15 protein-coding genes are annotated in these 17,620 nt (G+C 48.2%); 6 read left to right on the top strand and 9 right to left on the bottom strand.

Features of this window, described 5'->3' with window-relative positions; genetic code table 11:
• The 9 genes from GMA8713_RS20320 to GMA8713_RS20275 all read right to left on the bottom strand — a co-directional run.
• The coding region (locus tag GMA8713_RS20320) for a S8 family serine peptidase (RefSeq protein ID WP_157515707.1) at nucleotides 1–3,559 on the bottom strand (3,559 nt) is incomplete at its 3' end.
• A 781-nt stretch (nucleotides 3,560–4,340) separates the two neighbouring features.
• Nucleotides 4,341–4,754 (bottom strand): hypothetical protein, encoded by a 414-nt coding sequence (locus tag GMA8713_RS20315; RefSeq protein WP_062713688.1) that lies wholly within the window; start codon nucleotides 4,752–4,754, stop codon nucleotides 4,341–4,343.
• Nucleotides 4,720–5,373 carry a winged helix-turn-helix domain-containing protein gene (locus GMA8713_RS20310; RefSeq protein ID WP_062713686.1) on the bottom strand — a complete coding sequence of 218 codons (654 nt, stop codon included), beginning with the start codon at nucleotides 5,371–5,373 and terminating at the stop codon, nucleotides 4,720–4,722. Before GMA8713_RS20310 ends, GMA8713_RS20315 begins: the two co-directional genes overlap by 35 nt.
• Nucleotides 5,374–5,926: 553 nt before the next feature.
• The gene (locus GMA8713_RS20300; protein ID WP_084387794.1) at nucleotides 5,927–6,949 is read right to left on the bottom strand and encodes a LacI family DNA-binding transcriptional regulator; all 1,023 of its coding nucleotides are present in this window, start codon (nucleotides 6,947–6,949) and stop codon (nucleotides 5,927–5,929) included.
• Between the two features lie 51 nt (nucleotides 6,950–7,000).
• Entirely contained in the window at nucleotides 7,001–8,194 is a 1,194-nt protein-coding gene (locus GMA8713_RS20295) for a Gfo/Idh/MocA family protein (protein WP_062713683.1), read from the bottom strand.
• A 33-nt stretch (nucleotides 8,195–8,227) separates the two neighbouring features.
• On the bottom strand, nucleotides 8,228–8,884 hold the full coding sequence (locus GMA8713_RS20290; RefSeq protein ID WP_062713682.1) for a hypothetical protein: 657 nt from the start codon (nucleotides 8,882–8,884) through the stop codon (nucleotides 8,228–8,230).
• A 5-nt stretch (nucleotides 8,885–8,889) separates the two neighbouring features.
• Nucleotides 8,890–10,047, bottom strand: coding sequence for a Gfo/Idh/MocA family protein (locus GMA8713_RS20285; RefSeq protein WP_062713681.1), 1,158 nt, complete (start codon nucleotides 10,045–10,047; stop codon nucleotides 8,890–8,892).
• Between the two features lie 178 nt (nucleotides 10,048–10,225).
• Nucleotides 10,226–11,230, bottom strand: a complete 1,005-nt coding sequence (locus tag GMA8713_RS20280; protein WP_062713702.1) for a sialic acid TRAP transporter substrate-binding protein SiaP — start codon at nucleotides 11,228–11,230, stop codon at nucleotides 10,226–10,228.
• A 320-nt stretch (nucleotides 11,231–11,550) separates the two neighbouring features.
• The gene (locus tag GMA8713_RS20275; RefSeq protein ID WP_062713679.1) at nucleotides 11,551–12,438 is read right to left on the bottom strand and encodes a helix-turn-helix domain-containing protein; all 888 of its coding nucleotides are present in this window, start codon (nucleotides 12,436–12,438) and stop codon (nucleotides 11,551–11,553) included.
• Between the two features lie 119 nt (nucleotides 12,439–12,557).
• On the opposite strand from GMA8713_RS20275, the gene GMA8713_RS20270 reads away from it, so the two are divergent.
• The 6 genes from GMA8713_RS20270 to GMA8713_RS20245 are packed head-to-tail and all read left to right on the top strand — an operon-like array spanning nucleotide 12,558 to nucleotide 17,613.
• On the top strand, nucleotides 12,558–13,619 hold the full coding sequence (locus tag GMA8713_RS20270; protein ID WP_062713677.1) for a 4-oxalomesaconate tautomerase: 1,062 nt from the start codon (nucleotides 12,558–12,560) through the stop codon (nucleotides 13,617–13,619).
• A gap of 17 nt (nucleotides 13,620–13,636) precedes the next feature.
• Complete coding sequence (locus GMA8713_RS20265) at nucleotides 13,637–14,509, top strand: amidohydrolase family protein (protein ID WP_062713674.1); 873 nt, start codon at nucleotides 13,637–13,639, stop codon at nucleotides 14,507–14,509.
• Between the two features lie 19 nt (nucleotides 14,510–14,528).
• Entirely contained in the window at nucleotides 14,529–15,239 is a 711-nt protein-coding gene (locus GMA8713_RS20260) for a 4-carboxy-4-hydroxy-2-oxoadipate aldolase/oxaloacetate decarboxylase (RefSeq protein ID WP_062713672.1), read from the top strand.
• Complete coding sequence (locus tag GMA8713_RS20255) at nucleotides 15,236–16,285, top strand: amidohydrolase family protein (protein ID WP_062713670.1); 1,050 nt, start codon at nucleotides 15,236–15,238, stop codon at nucleotides 16,283–16,285. The genes GMA8713_RS20260 and GMA8713_RS20255 overlap by 4 nt, the downstream gene beginning before the upstream one ends.
• Before the next feature lie 13 nt (nucleotides 16,286–16,298).
• Nucleotides 16,299–16,736, top strand: coding sequence for a protocatechuate 4,5-dioxygenase subunit alpha (gene ligA, locus GMA8713_RS20250; RefSeq protein WP_062713692.1), 438 nt, complete (start codon nucleotides 16,299–16,301; stop codon nucleotides 16,734–16,736).
• Nucleotides 16,729–17,613, top strand: coding sequence for a class III extradiol dioxygenase subunit beta (locus GMA8713_RS20245; RefSeq protein ID WP_062713668.1), 885 nt, complete (start codon nucleotides 16,729–16,731; stop codon nucleotides 17,611–17,613). The genes ligA and GMA8713_RS20245 overlap by 8 nt, the downstream gene beginning before the upstream one ends.
• Nucleotides 17,614–17,620 lie beyond the last annotated feature (7 nt).

Raw genomic sequence — 17,620 nt, 5'->3', positions numbered from 1 at the left:
AATCAATGTCTGAGTACCTTGCTGAACTTTCGACGCTACCCAAGCCAAACATGTTGTAGCTACCGAGCGAGTCAATGGTGAAGTTCAATGCGTAGCGGTCGTTGAAGCCATAACTTGAGAAGCGGTTTGAGTTCGCCTGATAGCGCCAGCTTCCGCCGTTGGCTGAGAGCGCACCGTCAGTGAAAGAGGAATTGCCGGTCAGAACAGGCCAGTCTGTGATTTCAGCGCTGGTGCGTGATTCCAGTTCATCAGAAAGACCATCGTTATCACGGTCAATATCAGCGTTGTCGCCGGTACCATCGCCATCCGAGTCGGTAGTCTCAGACGCGTCGTCAGGGAAGGCATCGCTGTTGTCCCCAGCACCATCACCGTCAGAGTCTTTGGTCTCAGACGCATCCTCAGGGAAGGCATCCGCATTGTCGCCGACACCATCGCCATCAGTATCTGTGGTTTCAGAAGCATCCGTTGGGAATGCATCGCTATTATCACCTACACCATCACCGTCTGTATCAGTATCTTCATTCGAATCAAATGGGAACGCATCGTAGATATCAAGTGTGCCGTCGTTATCGTCGTCATCATCGTTTGGATTTGATAAGCCATCGCCGTCCGCATCTTCCGCACGATCATCGATACCGTTGCCGTTGACATCGTTACCGCCAAGTTCATCATTGCTATCGAGTTTGCCATCGCCGTTCGAGTCGAATGCAGCAAAGTCATAGCCATGCATGTCAAAGGCCGTGCCATCATTGGCGGCGTTCTGGCTTTCCAAATCAAGGTAGTCCGGGATGCCGTCACCGTCGGAATCCGGGGCCGGGTCGACAGTGCCTTGCAGATCGACGGCATCCACTTTCAGGTCACCATCGGCATCGGTTAATCCGGCTTCCACCACATCTGGGATGGTGTCGTTGTCAGAGTCCAGGTCGACATCGTTGTTGACGCCATCGTTGTCAGCATCAACGGAGAAACCTGCGCCAGAAAGAGGGGTCAGAGATATGTTCGACAGCTTTATCGCGCCTCTGTAGAAACTCGAATCGACATAGAAGTCAGGTGTGTCACCGCTATAACTTGTTGAGCGGACCAGCGTGTCGTTTCGATAGTAGGCGATAGCCCCTTTGTTAACCTGAATTGAGAGGGTGTCGCCAACTGCAACGGAGCCAAAGGTACCGCGTGAACTGCCGCTTTCGTAAATGCGCAGTGTGCTGCCAACAACGTAGAAAGCGTAATCAATGTCTGAGTACCTTGCTGAACTTTCGACGCTACCCAAGCCAAACATGTTGTAGCTACCGAGCGAGTCAATGGTGAAGTTCAATGCGTAGCGGTCGTTGAAGCCATAACTTGAGAAGCGGTTTGAGTTCGCCTGACTGTTCCAGTAGCCACCGTTCCCAGAGAGTACACCGTCGTTAAATCCTGCGTTTCCGTTGAGCACGGGCCAGTTGTTGATCTTGGCAGAGGTACGCGACTCTAACTCGTCAGACAAACCATCGTTATCTCGGTCTGTGTCGCCATTATCACCAACGCCATCACCATCGGAATCTGACCATTCATTCTGGTCGTTAGGGAATACGTCACTGTTGTCTCCAACGCCATCGCCATCTGTATCTGTGGTTTCGGTATCATCTAGTGGGAATGCGTCATCTACGTCTAATACGCCGTCGCTGTCATCGTCATCATCTTGACTGTTACCGATGCCATCTCTGTCAGTATCATACTGCTCGTTGGGATCGAGTGGACGCCAGTCTTCGTCGTCATTAACACCGTCACCATCATCGTCGTTGTCTGCATTGTTGCCTATGCCATCACCGTCAGTGTCGACAGTTTCCGTTGCATCTTTAGGGAAGGCATCCTCTTCATCTGGGACGCCATCGTTATCGTCATCTGGATCTTCGTCGTCCAGAATTCCATCACCGTCAGTATCAACAATCACAGATTCGACGAGGGTTTTCATATCCAAAATACCTTCGGATACAGTTAGACCACGCCAAGCATCTACAGGGCGCGCGGTGTTCATGACCAGCGCTTTGATCTCACGAAACGTCATGCTTGGATCCATCGCCCAAGCCAGCGCAACAGCACCTGTTACGACGGGTGTCGCTTGCGAAGTGCCGCTGAAGCCCGAGTAGCGGCCTGAGGAGTTAGCTGTGGTGAATTCGGTGGGTGCGGCGATATCTACGCTGACTGCACCGTAGTTTGAGTAACTGATACGGCCTTCACTTTGTTTGGAGGCTGCGATACTCAGAATGTTGTCGTTATTGTAGGAAGCGGGATACACAGGGCTTTTATCAATGTTCCGAGCAAAGTTGTGAGAAGCAATGACCATCAAGTGATCATCGCTTTCAATCTCAGTGATAAGGTCTTTGAACGCCTGACTATAATCACCGCTTATACCCCAGCTGTGATTGGATATGCGTGATCCTTTATCGGTAGCATAACGCAAGGATGCCATGGCGTCTGACACTGCAGCAGCGAAACTGAGTGAACCGCCGGTATCCATCAACTGGCACTTCCATGCGCTACCGACATAACCAATGCCGTTATTACCTTCACCACAAATGGTACCCGCTACCGGGGTACCGTGACCGCCGAAGACCCGGCTTGTCCTACCGTTGATATCATCGACAATACCGTTACCGTCATCATCGACGCCATTACCAGCAACTTCGTCCGGGTTGACCCAGAAGTTATTGCGGAGGTCTTCATGGCTACGCAGGATACCTTGGTCGTAAACCGCTACTGGACCTATGGCAGAAGCATCGGTCGTGGTTTCCCATGCATCATAGGCGCGAATCTGTTTGAGCCACCATGCGTTGCCATTACTGATACCTGCATTGGATTCATTTGGTGCTAGTGCCCATTCAATCAGGTAATCCGGCTCTGCAAAAGCCACACTGGGGTGTGCATTTGACGCCTCAAGCGCGTCAGCAAATGTCATCGTTTTAGGAATCTCATAGACATGCACTGCAGACGACGGGTCGGCAGGATCAATGCTGCGCACGTGAGATAAACCAATGTCTCCCAGCGCGGTTAGAGGCTCCGCACCCTTTTCAATTCGCACGGTCAGTAAGTCGGGAGCATGTTTTGACTCTAGCATGCGTGCAAACGTGGGCAGGAGAATGGGGTTCCGTCCCTTGCTGACATGATAATTTTCAAATTTTATCCAGCCAGGCGTTCTAGGTTGCGCTAGGTGAATGGCAATTTGATTGCGCCAATATTCACTGTCGGGGTAGTTTCGAAGTGCTTCCTGAAACCAAGGCCTTTCTGCATCAACAGTATATTCGATGCCATTTGCAGCTAGGCTATGCTCAAAGGGAATCTGGACAGGCAGAGAATGAGCATTGGCTACTGAAATGGGCGAAGCTTTGGGGGGCGCAAAAGTTTGGTTATCGCCGTCGTAATATATATTACCTTCGTAAGTTGATGTTCTTATATCATTGACGGCGATAGCAGTTAGCGTGCAAAAAGCGATAGCCGATATGGAAATAAGAGTCTTTCTCAAAAAGGCACTGGAGGAGGAGTGAGCTTTCTGGTCAGCATCTGCATTATTTTTATTCTCTGACACGATAAATACCTTTACGAATATGAGCTAATAGAGAAGTACAGTGTGTCTATTTTTATGTCCTGGTTTGCTTTCATTTAAATTTCGAATAAGGTAGTTGAGATAAAAGAGTTAAAAATAGATTAACCTGTAGGATGAATATTATTGTGTTTCAATTTTAAGACGAAACATATTTCGTGTTTAAATTAGAAAGAGCTTGTTTGCTAATGATAATGATTAACAGGCTTTATAAGCCTTGTGATAGGCTTTTTATATAGAATGATATCTGGTTAAAATGCGTGCTCTTAGACATTGTAAGTATAAGGGATTTGTCTAGAATGCTGGATTTATGTGTGTTGAAAGTAGGCTGCATGGGCTGTAAAAAGTGGAAGTTTTTTATATGTAGAAAACACAACAATGTGTATGTCTATTTTGTTTTTTACTCATATATTAGCAACATGTATGAAAAATAATTTGTGTTCTGAAATTTAAGTGAATAGATTTTAATGTCTTTTGAATATCTAAGAAGAGATAATGTCGAACGATCATTCGAAAAGTCTTATTTGAGTGAGATTAAAATAATTTCAATTAGAAATAATGAGTGTGGGTGTGTTTATTATGGTACTTTTTATTAGGTAAACATTAGTTTTCTGATTCATATGAGTGCTGATGCAATACAATTTAATATATGGTGATCTTTTTTGTCTTTAAAGTTGGAGGTGAATAGTTATGGCTTGCAAGCGAAAAGGTATGCAAACTAACATCGATTCAATGTATTTGCCTTGAGGATGTTGTCTTTTATTGCCTAGTAAAGACATGCAAGCGACATCTGATAGGGATTTTTATTTTTCGGAGAAAGAAAAATGAGCGCGCACTTTTCGTCAAGTAAGTAATGTGCATGTATTGTGGAGCGAAGTGGTACCAAGTCGTTAAGCAACAAAATGCGATTAGGCGGTTGGAGCTCATAGGTATAGCTAACGTGGAAAGTTTTGTCCTTTTTTGGGTCAAAATCTTTCTTATATTCAGTCACGCGGATGTCGAGTGTATCTTTAAATTGTACTGTGTGTGTGAGCTTCAGATACTCACCGACTGATACTGTGCCGATCCACTTAGAGCCTTGCTTTTCCGCATTCACAAAAATGAGCGTATTCGCAACAATTGCCCCTGCAACAAAAAGTGTGAATTTATGGGCAGTTAATGATTTCAATGTCTTTTTCATAAATGCATTCTTTACTTTCAACTGTCACTATTAGCTTGTTTTCGTCATCTGTCTTCTCAATGTGAGGGTATGGCGTCGCAAAACGCGTTTCGATAAACCTCTTTTTTGATTGATAGGCGTCAATGAAGTGGCTGATATTGATGACAGTGACGACGGCTAATATCGCAACTATAGCTAATCGGCCTGATGCGCTGTTAATTGATGCTTGGTCATCAACTGTTTGAGTTTCATTAATAACTTCAGCAAAACCAGGTGCTTCTTGAGGCATGTTTTCAACCTGAACAGAAATGGTTTCGCAATTTAGCGAGTAACCTTGGCCCGGAACGTTGCTTATCAGCGTTTTATCCGAATCTTCCAGCACTTGGCGCGTCCGGTTTATCAATTGCGGGAGACTTTCTTGCGAAATATGTTCTGAACCCCACACGTATTGGGTTATAGCTTCTCGGCTAACTTTATTGGGTGCAGCGATATACAGACAGTCAATAAGTGCCTGTTGCTTGTTGGTCAGTCTTTTGGCGTTTCCAATAACATCTCTCCCATCCTGATCCTGAGGATAGAGGTACTGGGTTTGGCGATCCCAGCGGAATTGGCCAATAAAAATGCGTCCAGATTTACTCATGATATGTGCCGATGGAAGAAGGGAGCGGATTATAGAACTGTATTTTTAACTAGGCAAGGATCAGGAATATTGAAAATGTGACTGTGTTTGGCCTCTATCTCGTGAACTGGCAGTAAGCCTCTGATAAAAATGGTTAACACCAAGCTAATGAACACATTCATTGAACTGTGCGATTGCTCTAACGGCATTTACTTTGTCACAAGGAAATGGCTAAAGAGTTGCGCTATGGCAATCCTTTATAATCCTAAACCGTTGAATAGTTTGTTTTAGTCTTCGCAAATGCGCTCACTTCTTCTTTAAATTCCACAGATATAGAACGACTTTTCCTCGTGAAACTTGCCTCGAATTGAACGCATTGATGACCTATGAATTCAAGCATCGTGAGGTTTTTTTTGTATACATGAAATAGTCTGTATAGCATCGGTGAATTTGGGCACATGATAGGTTTTTCGATATCGCCAACTTCAACCGAGCTTTCCAACATTGAGAAGACTTTCTCCGGGCGAGTGTCCTTTCACAGGGTCGCCTGCTTAAATAAAGCGTGCACCTTAAACTAGGTGTTTTCGCTGGTATAGATAAAGAAAGGAAGTACAGTCATTTTCTTTTGCTGTGTTTCTTGTTGTTTTAGGCTAGCGAACATTTCGACCGCTTTTTCAGCTACTTGATCAAAATCGGCAGACAGCACCATGTCCACACCACCTTGAAGCAATTCTGTCTTTGCTTGAGCTGTGAGTTCTGTAGAAACGAAGAAAGGTCGTCTGTCACCGCCGTATTCAATAATGGCGCGCCGAATACCACTGGCGCCGCCACCTGCGCTGAAAATTCCAACCAAATCCGGTGTTTCACACACCAGCTTCTTGGCTGCTTCATAGGCTTGGCTGTCGTCATCTGAACTGACGACGGATTCCAATATTCTGAAAGCAGGCGCTTTTTCACGGAAGTAACTCCGGAAGCTGATTTCCCGATCTTGCTGACTGAGGTATCTGTGGCTACCAATGATGACGCCTACGGTGCCTCTGTCCCGACAGAACCGATCCATCGCCCACGCCGCTGTTCTGCCTCGCGTTCGGTTGTTGGTTCCGACAAATCCGGCAAGATTATTTGCCGATAGATCGGAGAGTATCGCGACCACAGGCACATTCTTTTCTGCCAGCTTGTCGATGGCTTCTGCAACGAAAGGATGGTCGATAGAAGTGATGGCAAGGACATCCACTTTCTTTCCGAGTTTTAGCATTCGCGCTGCAATCTTTTCCGGCTCGAGGCTGTCGAAGGTTTCAATAGTCAGTTTTGAATTGGTGTTTTCCAGCTTGGCGGATTGCGCTTCAAACGCCTCACGCAACAGGTGGGAGATGTTGCTTTGCAACAGAATGCCACAGTGTATTGAAGGGGTTGGAGAGGCGCTTTGTGCTTCAACAAACGCAGCAGGGGGACGCCAGCCTAATTCTTTTGCTGCCGCAATGATGCGGTTCGCTGTGGCACTTTTTACCCGCGCACGCTGGTTGATCACTCTATCTACCGTAGCGACACTTACTTTCGCGTACTCAGCGATTTGTTTTATTGTGACTCGCTTTGCCAATCGCGCCCCCTGACATTGTGATTGGCGGAACGCTCGCTCCGCCTTATTTAATTATTGGCAACTTACCCATGCGCCGCCCGACGTATTTGATTCAACGGATGCTTCGATGAATCTCACGCCTTTGGCGCCATCTTCTACTGTCGGATAGCTAAGCCAACCTTTAGGTGCAGAAACCCCGTCTTTTCTCGCGGCAACGGCCATTGCAAACTCGGTATAAAGGTTTGCCCATGCCTCAATCAAGCCTTCCGGGAAACCACGCCCAGTGCGAACGAAGCGTTCAACAGCAGGGTAGATACCATGCCCCTGACCACGGCTTAACACGCGATCAGGCTCGCCATATTTGTTGTATTTAAGCTGCTCGGCATTTTCCATGTCCCACTCAATGCCGCCTTTGCTACCAAAGACACGCAGACGCAACCCGCCGCGGTTACCGGAAGCGATACGCGTTGCCATTAACGTTCCCGGTACATTGCCTTCGTAGCGGGTCATCATAAAAACAGTATCTTCAAGGGGCTTTGGAGCGCCGCAGACATGCATTTCAGCGCGAAGGTCGGTCATATCCAGCCCTGATACGAAAGTGGCGAGTTGGGCTGCGTGAGTGCCGATATCGCCAGTACAGCTGGTGGAGCCGGACTTCTTAGGGTCTAAGCGCCATTTAACATGCGCCGCTTCGCCAACATCATCAGGGATCATCCAGTCCTGCATAAACTCAACGTGGATTTGCACCACTTTGCCAATCGCCCCGTTTTTTACCATTTCACGGGCTTGTCGAATCATGGGGAAGCAGGACATCGCATAACAGACACCAAATACTTGTCCGGTAGATTCAGTTAAAGCGACTAAATCTGCAGCTTCTGAATACACATTGGTGAGCGGTTTATCGCAGAGCACGTCAATACCTACATTCAGAAACGCTTCTGCTGCTTCAAAGTGAACATGGTTCGGCGTGGTGATCATTATCGCATCAATGCCATCCTCGCGCTGGGATTCTTTCTCTGCCATCTCCTGATAAGAGGAATAGCATCTGTCTTCCGGTAAAAACCACTGCGAACCTCTTGCCTTGGCTTGCTCGGGATCGGAAGAAAGCGCACCTGCCGCGATCTCCCATCGATCGCTCAGTCTCGCTGCCATCGCTTGCGTCACTGCAATACGTCCGCCACCTACAACGCCAATTCTCAGTCGACGCGAAAGGGCGGGGAAAGCACCCTCAAAATCTATGTTTTCTGGTAGTAATCGTGTTGCCATTTTGAATCCTTTATTCTGGGCTTAACGTCGGATTTATCTTGGGATGGGATTGCCGGACGTTAGAATTTCAATCGCCATAAATATGCCTGGCGTAATGGTTTCGTATTGGTGCCATGGGTAGTTCAGCTCAGCATCAAACATGGGTTTGTGCGTACAACCCGGTGCCATGGTTTCTTCGAGAAACAGGGTTGAGATATCTTTCTCGCGGCACTGCTGCATTTTCCCAAACCCAACGATTTGGGTATGCACTTCCTGAGGCTCCTCGCCGCCCAAGTGCACGTGGTTTTTATGAAGACCCACATTCAGAGGCACAGTAGACGCGTGATACATGCTGAACTGGATATTGCCGACAGCGTTTTTCGGCGACATATAGTGTCCAACGCCTTTTAATCTTTCTTCACGACGAATCTCATAAGCCAATGGCCAAGTGCCTCTTACCTTCTCCAATAGCGCATTTTCATCTTCAAAATCATCAAAACGTTCCACCAAGACGCACTTTTCGACGTTGAACAGCGTGACGTCAGTGGCGATGATGGACTGAAAAGGTGCCAGCCACATGCCAGCTGCATAAAGCGGACACTCAGCGAGATTCAGGACGATGGTTCTTTCAGTAATGATGATTTCTGGTTCATCAACGATGTACTTCACGGTGAAAAACGGTTCCGCAAAATCCAATGTTTCAAGACTCATGGTGTTCAGGCTCCGTTTTCACAGTTGGGGAAATCTTCAGGTAAAGCGCTTGGAGATTCACAGCGGCTTTTTATCTCGACAAACTGTCCGGTTTTGGCAGACTCTAGAATGCCAAACATCACTTCACAAACATGCTGGGCAAGCTCGCCACCGGCGCGGGCTGGGCGCTGATTTTTCACCGCATAAGCCAGGTCGAGCAGGCCAAGGCCTCGCGCTTCTTGATTAAAACCGTGAGTGTTTTCAGCCACTGACCAAAATTCAAGGTTAGGCGTGCGAGGGCGGTAAACCCATCGGGCTGTTTCTCGTGTTTTATAAAGCACCTGACCGCCAAAGATGTTGAAGCCATCGGTAGGATCAGGGTCATTGATGCAAAGCGTCCCGTTTTCGCCGTAAATTTCCATGCGGGGCGTTTGTGAATCCCACACATCGAAACTTGCCATTAATGAGCCCTGAACGCCGGATTCAAACACCAGAAGGGCGTTGATGTGGGTATCAACGTTCACTGGAATTTTTTCGCCAGCTCGGGGCTGCGACTCAATCAAACGCTCATCCAGCGTCTTTTTCGCCAACCCGCACACGCGCTTGATAGGACCAAGAAGGGCAACCATGGCTGTCAGATAATAAGGCCCCAGATCCAGCAGAGGGCCACCGCCAATTTGGTAGTAAAAGTCCGGGTTAGGGTGGTGACGCTCGACGCCTCGGGTCGGTACAAACGCCATCACTCCGGTAGGCCTACCAATCACACCTTGGTCCATCAGCTTTTTACAGGTTTGGAGTCTTCCGCCAAGGAAGGTGTCAGGCGCATTGCCCACATAAAGGCCTTTTGCCTCTGCAAGGGCGAGAATTTCTTCTCCATCCGCTAAATCAGTCACGAACGGTTTTTCAGAGTAAACGTGTTTTCCAGCGTTCAATGCGGCGATAGAGATCTGCGCATGAGCAGCAGGAACAGTGAGGTTCAGTACGCAATCAATAGAAGGGTCATTGATGATTTCATCAGGCGTGCAGACACGCGGGATGTTGTAGGTTTCGGCTTTTTGTTTTGATTCTTCGATGTTCAGGCTGGCACAAGCGACAATGTCAATGAAGTCGAACTTCTGACAGGTTGTCAGGTACTTATCGCTTATGACACCACACCCGATTAAGCCGATTCGAAACTTTTCCATTTTTTGTTCTCAGTGCTGTCTTGGGATAATTTGTTGTGTGATGTTCACTTTCCTCAAAGTGAGCAACCCCAAAGCGCTGTTAAGGCACTCTTTTTTGAATGTGTTGGGAAAGTGAAGAGGAGGCACCGCAGCGATACTGCTGCCACGATGCCAAGTTTAGTTAGTCTGGATTCTTGAGTTATAGCGCGTTGATCTTGTCCAGCAGACCTTCTGGCCATTGCTCCGAGTAGTCAGAGGTCAGGTAAGCGCCTTGAACCGTCTCTTGGAACGCTTTTAGGTTTGGTTCGTAAACTTTTAGGCCTTGATCTTTGAAGAACTGAACCAGTTCTGCTTCGAGAGCAAGCTGTTTCTGGCGAGCAGATTCTGCAGCATCATCAGATGCTTTTTGCAGCGTTGCTTGCTGCTCAGGCGTGAACTTGTCCCACACTTTCTTCGAGATAGCGATGTAGTTCAGGTCAACCAGGTGACCAGTCAGAACAATCTGCTTGGTGACTTCATAGAACTTCGCGTCTTTGTCGGTTGGCAGTGGGTTGTCTTGACCGTCAACCGCACCAGTTTGCAGCGCAGTGTAGACTTCTGCAAAAGCCATTGGTGTTGGGTTTGCGCCCAGTGCTTTGCCCAAGAACTGCCATGCGTCACTGCCTGGCATACGCAGTTTTACGCCTTTCAGATCCGCTGGGGTCGCTACTTCAAAGTCTTCACGAAGGTTAACGTGGCGACGGCCGAGGTACATCACACTCAACAGTTTCACGTTAAGGAGATCTTTTGCTTCTTCTTTCAGGTCATCCATGAAGTCTGCAGCGAACACACGCTTCTGGTGTTCTGCGTCACGGTGTACATAACCTGCCGAGAAGATGGAGAAAGCAGGAATAAACTCGGCAAGCTCCTGCGCGGAAGTGATGGTCATATCCAGGTTGCCACGGGCAATGGCTTCCAGATCGGTACCTTGTTTAAATAGTGAACTGTTCCAGTGTCCTTCGAACTCAGCAAAGTCGGAAACGGCTGGACCGAAAACTTCGGTCATCGCAACTGCGCGTTGGTCAGTCGCTGACGCGGAAGCAGACATTCTCAGTTTAGTGTCTGCCGCGTGAGCGAAAGAGGTTGCGCCCATTGCAACGACCATCGCTGCTGCTGTGAATACTTGCTTCAGTTTTGGTCGTGCCAATAGTGCTGTCGATTTCATGCTTTTTACCCCTGCATTTGTGTTGTTGGTTTGCATTCCATTCCATTTCATTATTGGTCTTGTTAATTTTGGTTAGCAAGATGTTAACAGTATTTTAAATGAGACAAATCAATCATAGTGAATGAAAGAAAAATCTCATTTTTTATTAAGTGCTAAAAATTGCAGACAGGAAGATGGTCTATTAATAAACTGATTATTAAGGAGTTGAATAGAAATCTGGACGGAAAATAATGATGTATTTATTGCTTATGGTGTTTGAAAAAATACGTCATAAAAAAGCCAAGAAAAACTTTTTAAGTCATTTAAGCGCATAGTGAACGCTAAATTTGACGCTGACTTTCCGCTACCCGCGTTTTGAATTGCTTAGGGGCTTGTCCGGTATGTCTCTGAAAAAACCGTGAAAAATAGCCGGGATCTTTGAACCCAAGTTGGTAGCCAATCTCTTTGGCTGACAATTGAGTGAAAACTAGCAAGCGCTTTGCCTCATCCAGTAAATGCTCGTGAACAATGGCTAACGCTTGTTGACCCGCTGCACGCTGGCAGATGCGGTTGAGTTGCCCTTGGCTTAATCCCAATGCCTCAGCATATTGGCTGACTTGCCAGTGCTCGGTGGCATGAGTATCAACCAAACGGACAAAGCGCTCGAACAGCGCGGTTTTTCCATCAGCATTTTCTTGAAGTTCACTGTGCTGCCGGTGCCTTGCCAGCATGACGAAGGCGATTTTCAGGTAAGCACCGATGATTGAAGCCTGCCCAATCTTTGGCGTGTGGAACTCTTCAAGCAAGCGTTCACCCATTCTTGTGACTTCCCCTTCATCCGTGTCGACGCCTAGAGGAATTACCATCGGCTCTCTGAACAGCTGCGCGAGTCCCTGCCTTTCCGCTTCGTTAAATAAACTCATCATGAAAGGGTGGGAAACAGAAACAATAAATCCGGTCACGCCGGGCTGGTGCGCGAAGCCATGTACTTCTTTAGCGGGAATCGAGAGCACACAACGACCGGAATACTCCGCACTTTTTTCCCTGATTTGTGCATGCATCGAGCCTGACTCGAGGATCATCAACTGATGAAGATTGTCGTGGCGGTGTGGATGAATTTCCCAGTTGTGCTTGGGCAGAGATTGCTCCAAACGCGCAATGTGCATGTAGTCTGGCGCGGTCTCGGGAAGCTCTTCGCCATAGAGAAAGTAGTGGGGAATATCAGCCATTCAGGACAATCTCAAGAAAACAGAATGTTAAAAATGTACAACAAAATGTAAAGAAGTTGAATTTATTGCGAGCGAAATCATGCCTATGCTGTTTTTAAAGCACACAAGGAAGGTGAGAGATGCTGGCAGTTCCCTATATGCAAATGCGTGGTGGCAGTTCTAAAGGGCTTTATTTTTTAGCCTCTAATCTGCCGAGAAATGAAGCATTACGCGATCAGGTCATTCTAGATGCAGTTGGTCGTGACGCCCGTCAGATAGACGGTTTGGGTGGCGGCCATCCGTTGACAAGCAAGGTTGCTGTTGTCTCTCCATCATCATTACCAGATTGCGATGTCGACTATCTGTTTGTTCAGGTGGTAGTGGGAGAGAACCGGGTGGATACCTCGCCAAACTGCGGCAATATTCTCGCCGGTGTTGGTGCTTTTGCTATCGAAAACGGACTGGTAGATGCGCAAGACGGAATCACTACTGTCCGTGTGAATATGCTAAACAGCGGAAATCGCTGTGACCTGGACGTACAGACTCCGAATCAAAAAGTGCAATACGAAGGCAACGCTGCTATCGATGGCGTGCCGGGCACTGCAGCGCCCGTTATCTGCAACTACAAAGACATCGCAGGCTCGATTACCGGGAGCTTGCTTCCCACTGGAAATATCAAAGATACCTTCGATGGCGTAGAGGTTACCTGTATCGACAACGGTATGCTCGTTGTGTTGATGCGCGCTTCTGACTTGGGTGTGTCCGGCTATGAATCGGCCGACGAACTTAACGCTAATGAAACACTGAAAGCAAAAATCGAATCAATTCGTTTGCAGGCAGGTGAGGCGATGAATCTGGGGGATGTGACTGACAAAGTTGTCCCTAAGATGAGCCTGGTTGCACCACCTGTAGACGGTGGGCACATCTGCTCACGCACCTTTATCCCAAGAGTCTGCCACACCGCAATAGGTGTTCTCGGTGCTGTGTCAGTAGCAACAGCTGCTGCCATGCCTGGAAACGTGGCTGAAGGCATTGCTGAAATCCCAGAAGGAGATGTGAAGACGATTTCTGTTGAGCATCCCTCAGGTGAGTTTTCAATGACGTTAACGTTTGATGAGCAAAACAACGTCACAAAAGCCGGGCTACTGAGAACCGCACGATTGCTCGCCAGAGGTGAGCTCTTTGTCCCCACTAATAAATAAGAATAAGGAGTCATGGAATGACCAAGCCAAGCTGTATGCCACCAGATAACAACACGCGAACACCGCGTTTCGTGGCACCGCCAAACTCGTGTGATGCACACTGCCATGTGTTCGGTCCTCACGCACAGTTCCCCTATGCGGAAACCGCGACCTACTGGCCGCCTGATGCAGGTAAAGATGCGCTGAAACGCGTTCACGACAAGCTGGGGATTGATCGTGCTGTGCTGGTACAGGCGAGCTGCCATGGCCGCGACAATCGCGCCATGATGGATGCAATTGCATCAAGCAACGGTGCTTACCGTGGCGTTTGTATGGCGGATGACACCTTCACCGACAACGATTTTCAGGATCTGCATGAAGGGGGTGTTCGCGGTATTCGCTTTAACTTCGTTACCCATTTGGGCGGAGCGCCAAACCTGGAAATGATGGAGCGGGTTCTGGAACGCGTTAAGCAATACGGCTGGCACTTAGTCATCCACGTGAATGCCGAAGACATCATCAAGTATGAAGACTTCTTCAACCGTATCGATATGACCATCGTGGTTGACCATATGGGTCGTGTGCCTACCTCTGAAGGTGTGGGTCAGCAGGCGTATCAAATCCTGCTTGAGTTTATGCGCCGCGAAAGCTGGTGGGTAAAAGTGTGTGGTTCTGAACGAATTGCAATAGCACCGCCATTCTATGACGCCGTGCCATATGCACAAGGCCTAGTGGAAGTGGCACCAGACCGTGTGCTCTGGGGGACCGACTATCCGCATCCTAATATTAAAAAACACATGCCGAATGATGCGGATCTGCTAGATCTCGTGCCGTTGATTGCACGTGATGAAGCGACCCAGAAGAAGATTCTGGTGGATAACCCAGCAAGACTTTACGGATTTGATGACTAAAAGACGCAAGGACAGAAGTATGTCTATGAGAACGATTCAAGGCGTGGCGGTTAAACATATAGAACGCGCCGATGCCAAAGTGATTGAAGGGCTGGCCGGTTGTGGCAGTGCAACGGTACACGAAGCGCAACAACGTACAGGCAACCTAAACCATGAACTGCGTCCGATTTACAAAGGCGCACAAATTGCGGGTAGCGCAGTCACTGTACTGGCGCAACCGGGTGATAACTGGATGGTGCACGTCGCTATCGAGCTTTGTCAGCCAGGAGATGTGCTTGTGATTGCGACCACATCGCCATGTACTGATGGTTATTTCGGTGACTTGCTGGCGACCTCGGCACAAGCGAGAGGCGTGCAAGGACTTATCATTGATGCGGGTGTGCGTGATACCAAAGACCTGACGGAAATGAACTTCCCAGTGTGGTCAAAAGCGGTTTCCATCAAAGGCACCGTGAAAGCCACCTTGGGTTCCGTGAACGTCCCTGTGATTTGTGGCGACCAACCCATTTATCCTGGCGACGTGATTGTTGCTGACGACGATGGTGTATGCGTCGTACCGCGTAAAACCGCAGAAACCGTATTGGAATCTGCTCAGGCACGCATGGAAAACGAAGAAACAAAACGCGGTATGTTGGCGCAAGGCATTCTTGGGCTCGACATGTACAACATGCGTCCAAAGCTGGAGCAATCAGGATTTCGCTACGTGGATACGCTGGAGGATTTAGAATGAGCAAGGTACCTTTAATCATCGACTGTCACGGTCACTACACCACAGCACCGGCTGAATTAGGTGAATACCGTGAACAGCAGAAAAAAGAGCTCGCAATTGATCCTCTGTTTGATCACGTAAAAGGCATCGTAAACATTTCGGATGACCAAATCCGCGACAGCCTTGAAGGCGCACAGCTGAAACTGCAAAACGAGCGCGGTACGGATGTCACTATTTTCTCGCCGCGTGCAAGCTGGATGGGGCACCACATTGGTAACCAAACCACCAGTAAATATTGGACTGAACACTGTAACGAGCTTATCTACCGTATTACTGAGCTTTATCCTCAGAACTTCATCGGTGCCGCACAATTGCCTCAGTCACCGAATGCGGATATGACAGCGAGTGCTGCAGAGCTTGAGCGAACGGTCAAAGAGTTCGGTTTTGTGGGTTGCAACCTTAGCCCGGACCCATCAGGCGGTTACTGGACTGCACCTCCACTGGATGACAAGTTCTACTATCCAATTTACGAAAAAATGTGTGAGTTGGAAGTGCCTGCGATGATTCATGTGAGTGGCTGCTGCCACCGTTGTTTCCACACCACGGGTTCACACTATCTGGGTGCAGACACCACCGCGTTCCAACAGCTGATGATGTCGAAAACCCTGTTTAAAGACTTCCCGGATCTGAAGTTCATCATTCCACATGGTGGTGGTGCAGTGCCTTACCACTGGGGACGCTTCCGTGGTCTGTGTGACATGATGAATCTGCCTTCGCTGACAGAAATCATCGAAAACAACATCTACTTTGATACCTGTGTTTACCATCAGGAAGGTATCGATTTGCTGTTGGAAGTGGTGCCAATCGAAAACATCCTGTTTGCATCAGAAATGATTGGTGCGGTGCGTGGTATTGACCCGATGACAGGACATTACTTCGACGATACCAAGCGCTACATCGATGGTTCTAAGCTTAACGATGAAGACAAAGCCAAAGTTTTCAACGGCAACACCCGAGATGTGTTTGCCCGTCTGGATAACAGATTGAAAGAAGTAGGATTGATCTGAGGGGGAAATGGAAATGCGTGAACACAGAGATTATGACGATATTCCCGGTACCTATGTCTTTGATGGTGAGATGTCGAGAGCTGGGTATCACCTCAACATGTTCTGCATGTCGCTGAACAAAGGTGAGAACCGAGACCAATTCCGTGAGAGCGAAGAGGCTTATATCGACAAGTTTCCGATGACTGCAGAGCAGCGTGAAGCCGTGTTGAAGCGCGATTGGCTTGGCATGCTGCGTCTTGGCGGCAATATCTATTACACCTTCAAAATCGCGATTTTTGATGGCATGACCATGCAACATGCCGGAGCGGCGATGTCCGGTAACGGAATGACCTTCGAAGACTTCAAGCAGATGATGCTGAATGGCGGTCGTTCGATTGAAGGCAACCGCAGCAAAGCGGAATGGGCTGAGTATTATGCCAAGCCTGAGAACAAGGAGCTGTACCATGGGTAAGATTGTTGGCGGCATAGGGACTTCGCATATCCCATCAATAGGTGCAGCCATGGATAACGGCACCATGGTGGGTGAATACTGGCAGCGTTTTGTGAATGGCATTCAGCCTGTCCGTGATTGGATGGAAGAGGTGAAGCCAGACGTTTGCCTGATTGTTTACAACGATCATGCGTCGGCATTTTCGCTGGAATCTATTGCGACTTTTTCCATCGGCGTTGCACCACAATTTAACCCTGCGGATGAAGGCTATGGTCCGCGTCAGGTGCCAGTGTGTGAAGGTAACAGCGAGTTGGCTTGGCACATTGCTGAATCACTGATTCTGGATGAGTTCGACATGACCATTGTGAACGAAATGGATGTCGACCACGGCCTCACCGTACCACTTTCCGTGGTTTACGGGCGACCAAAAGCATGGCCTTGTCAGGTGATTCCACTGGCGGTCAACGTGGTTCAGTATCCTCAGCCAACAGGAAACCGTTGTTACAACCTCGGTAAAGCTATTCGCAAAGCTGTAGAAAGCTTCCCGGCAGAGACCAAAGTCGCCATCTTCGGCACAGGTGGTTTATCTCACCAATTGCAGGGTGAACGTGCAGGTCTGATCAACGTTGAATATGACTGTAACTGGCTTGATCTGATGGTGAATGAACCTGAAGCAGCGAAGAAAGTTTCCCACACTGAATACCTTCGCGAAACAGGCTCAGAAGGTATTGAAGCAATTATGTGGCTGGTAATGCGTGGCGCGCTCGATGACAATGTGGATGAAGTTTACCGATTCACCCATGCCCCGGTGTCAAACTCGCACTATGGTTTGACGATTTTAGAAAACGCAAGTGACAGGGTCACGGAAGGTGCCATGTCAACAGAGCCAAACGTTTAAGGAATAG

This window comes from Grimontia marina (assembly GCF_900060185.1).
In the GTDB taxonomy this organism is placed as follows: domain Bacteria; phylum Pseudomonadota; class Gammaproteobacteria; order Enterobacterales; family Vibrionaceae; genus Enterovibrio; species Enterovibrio marinus.
This window is presented reverse-complemented; position numbering and strand designations above follow the sequence as displayed.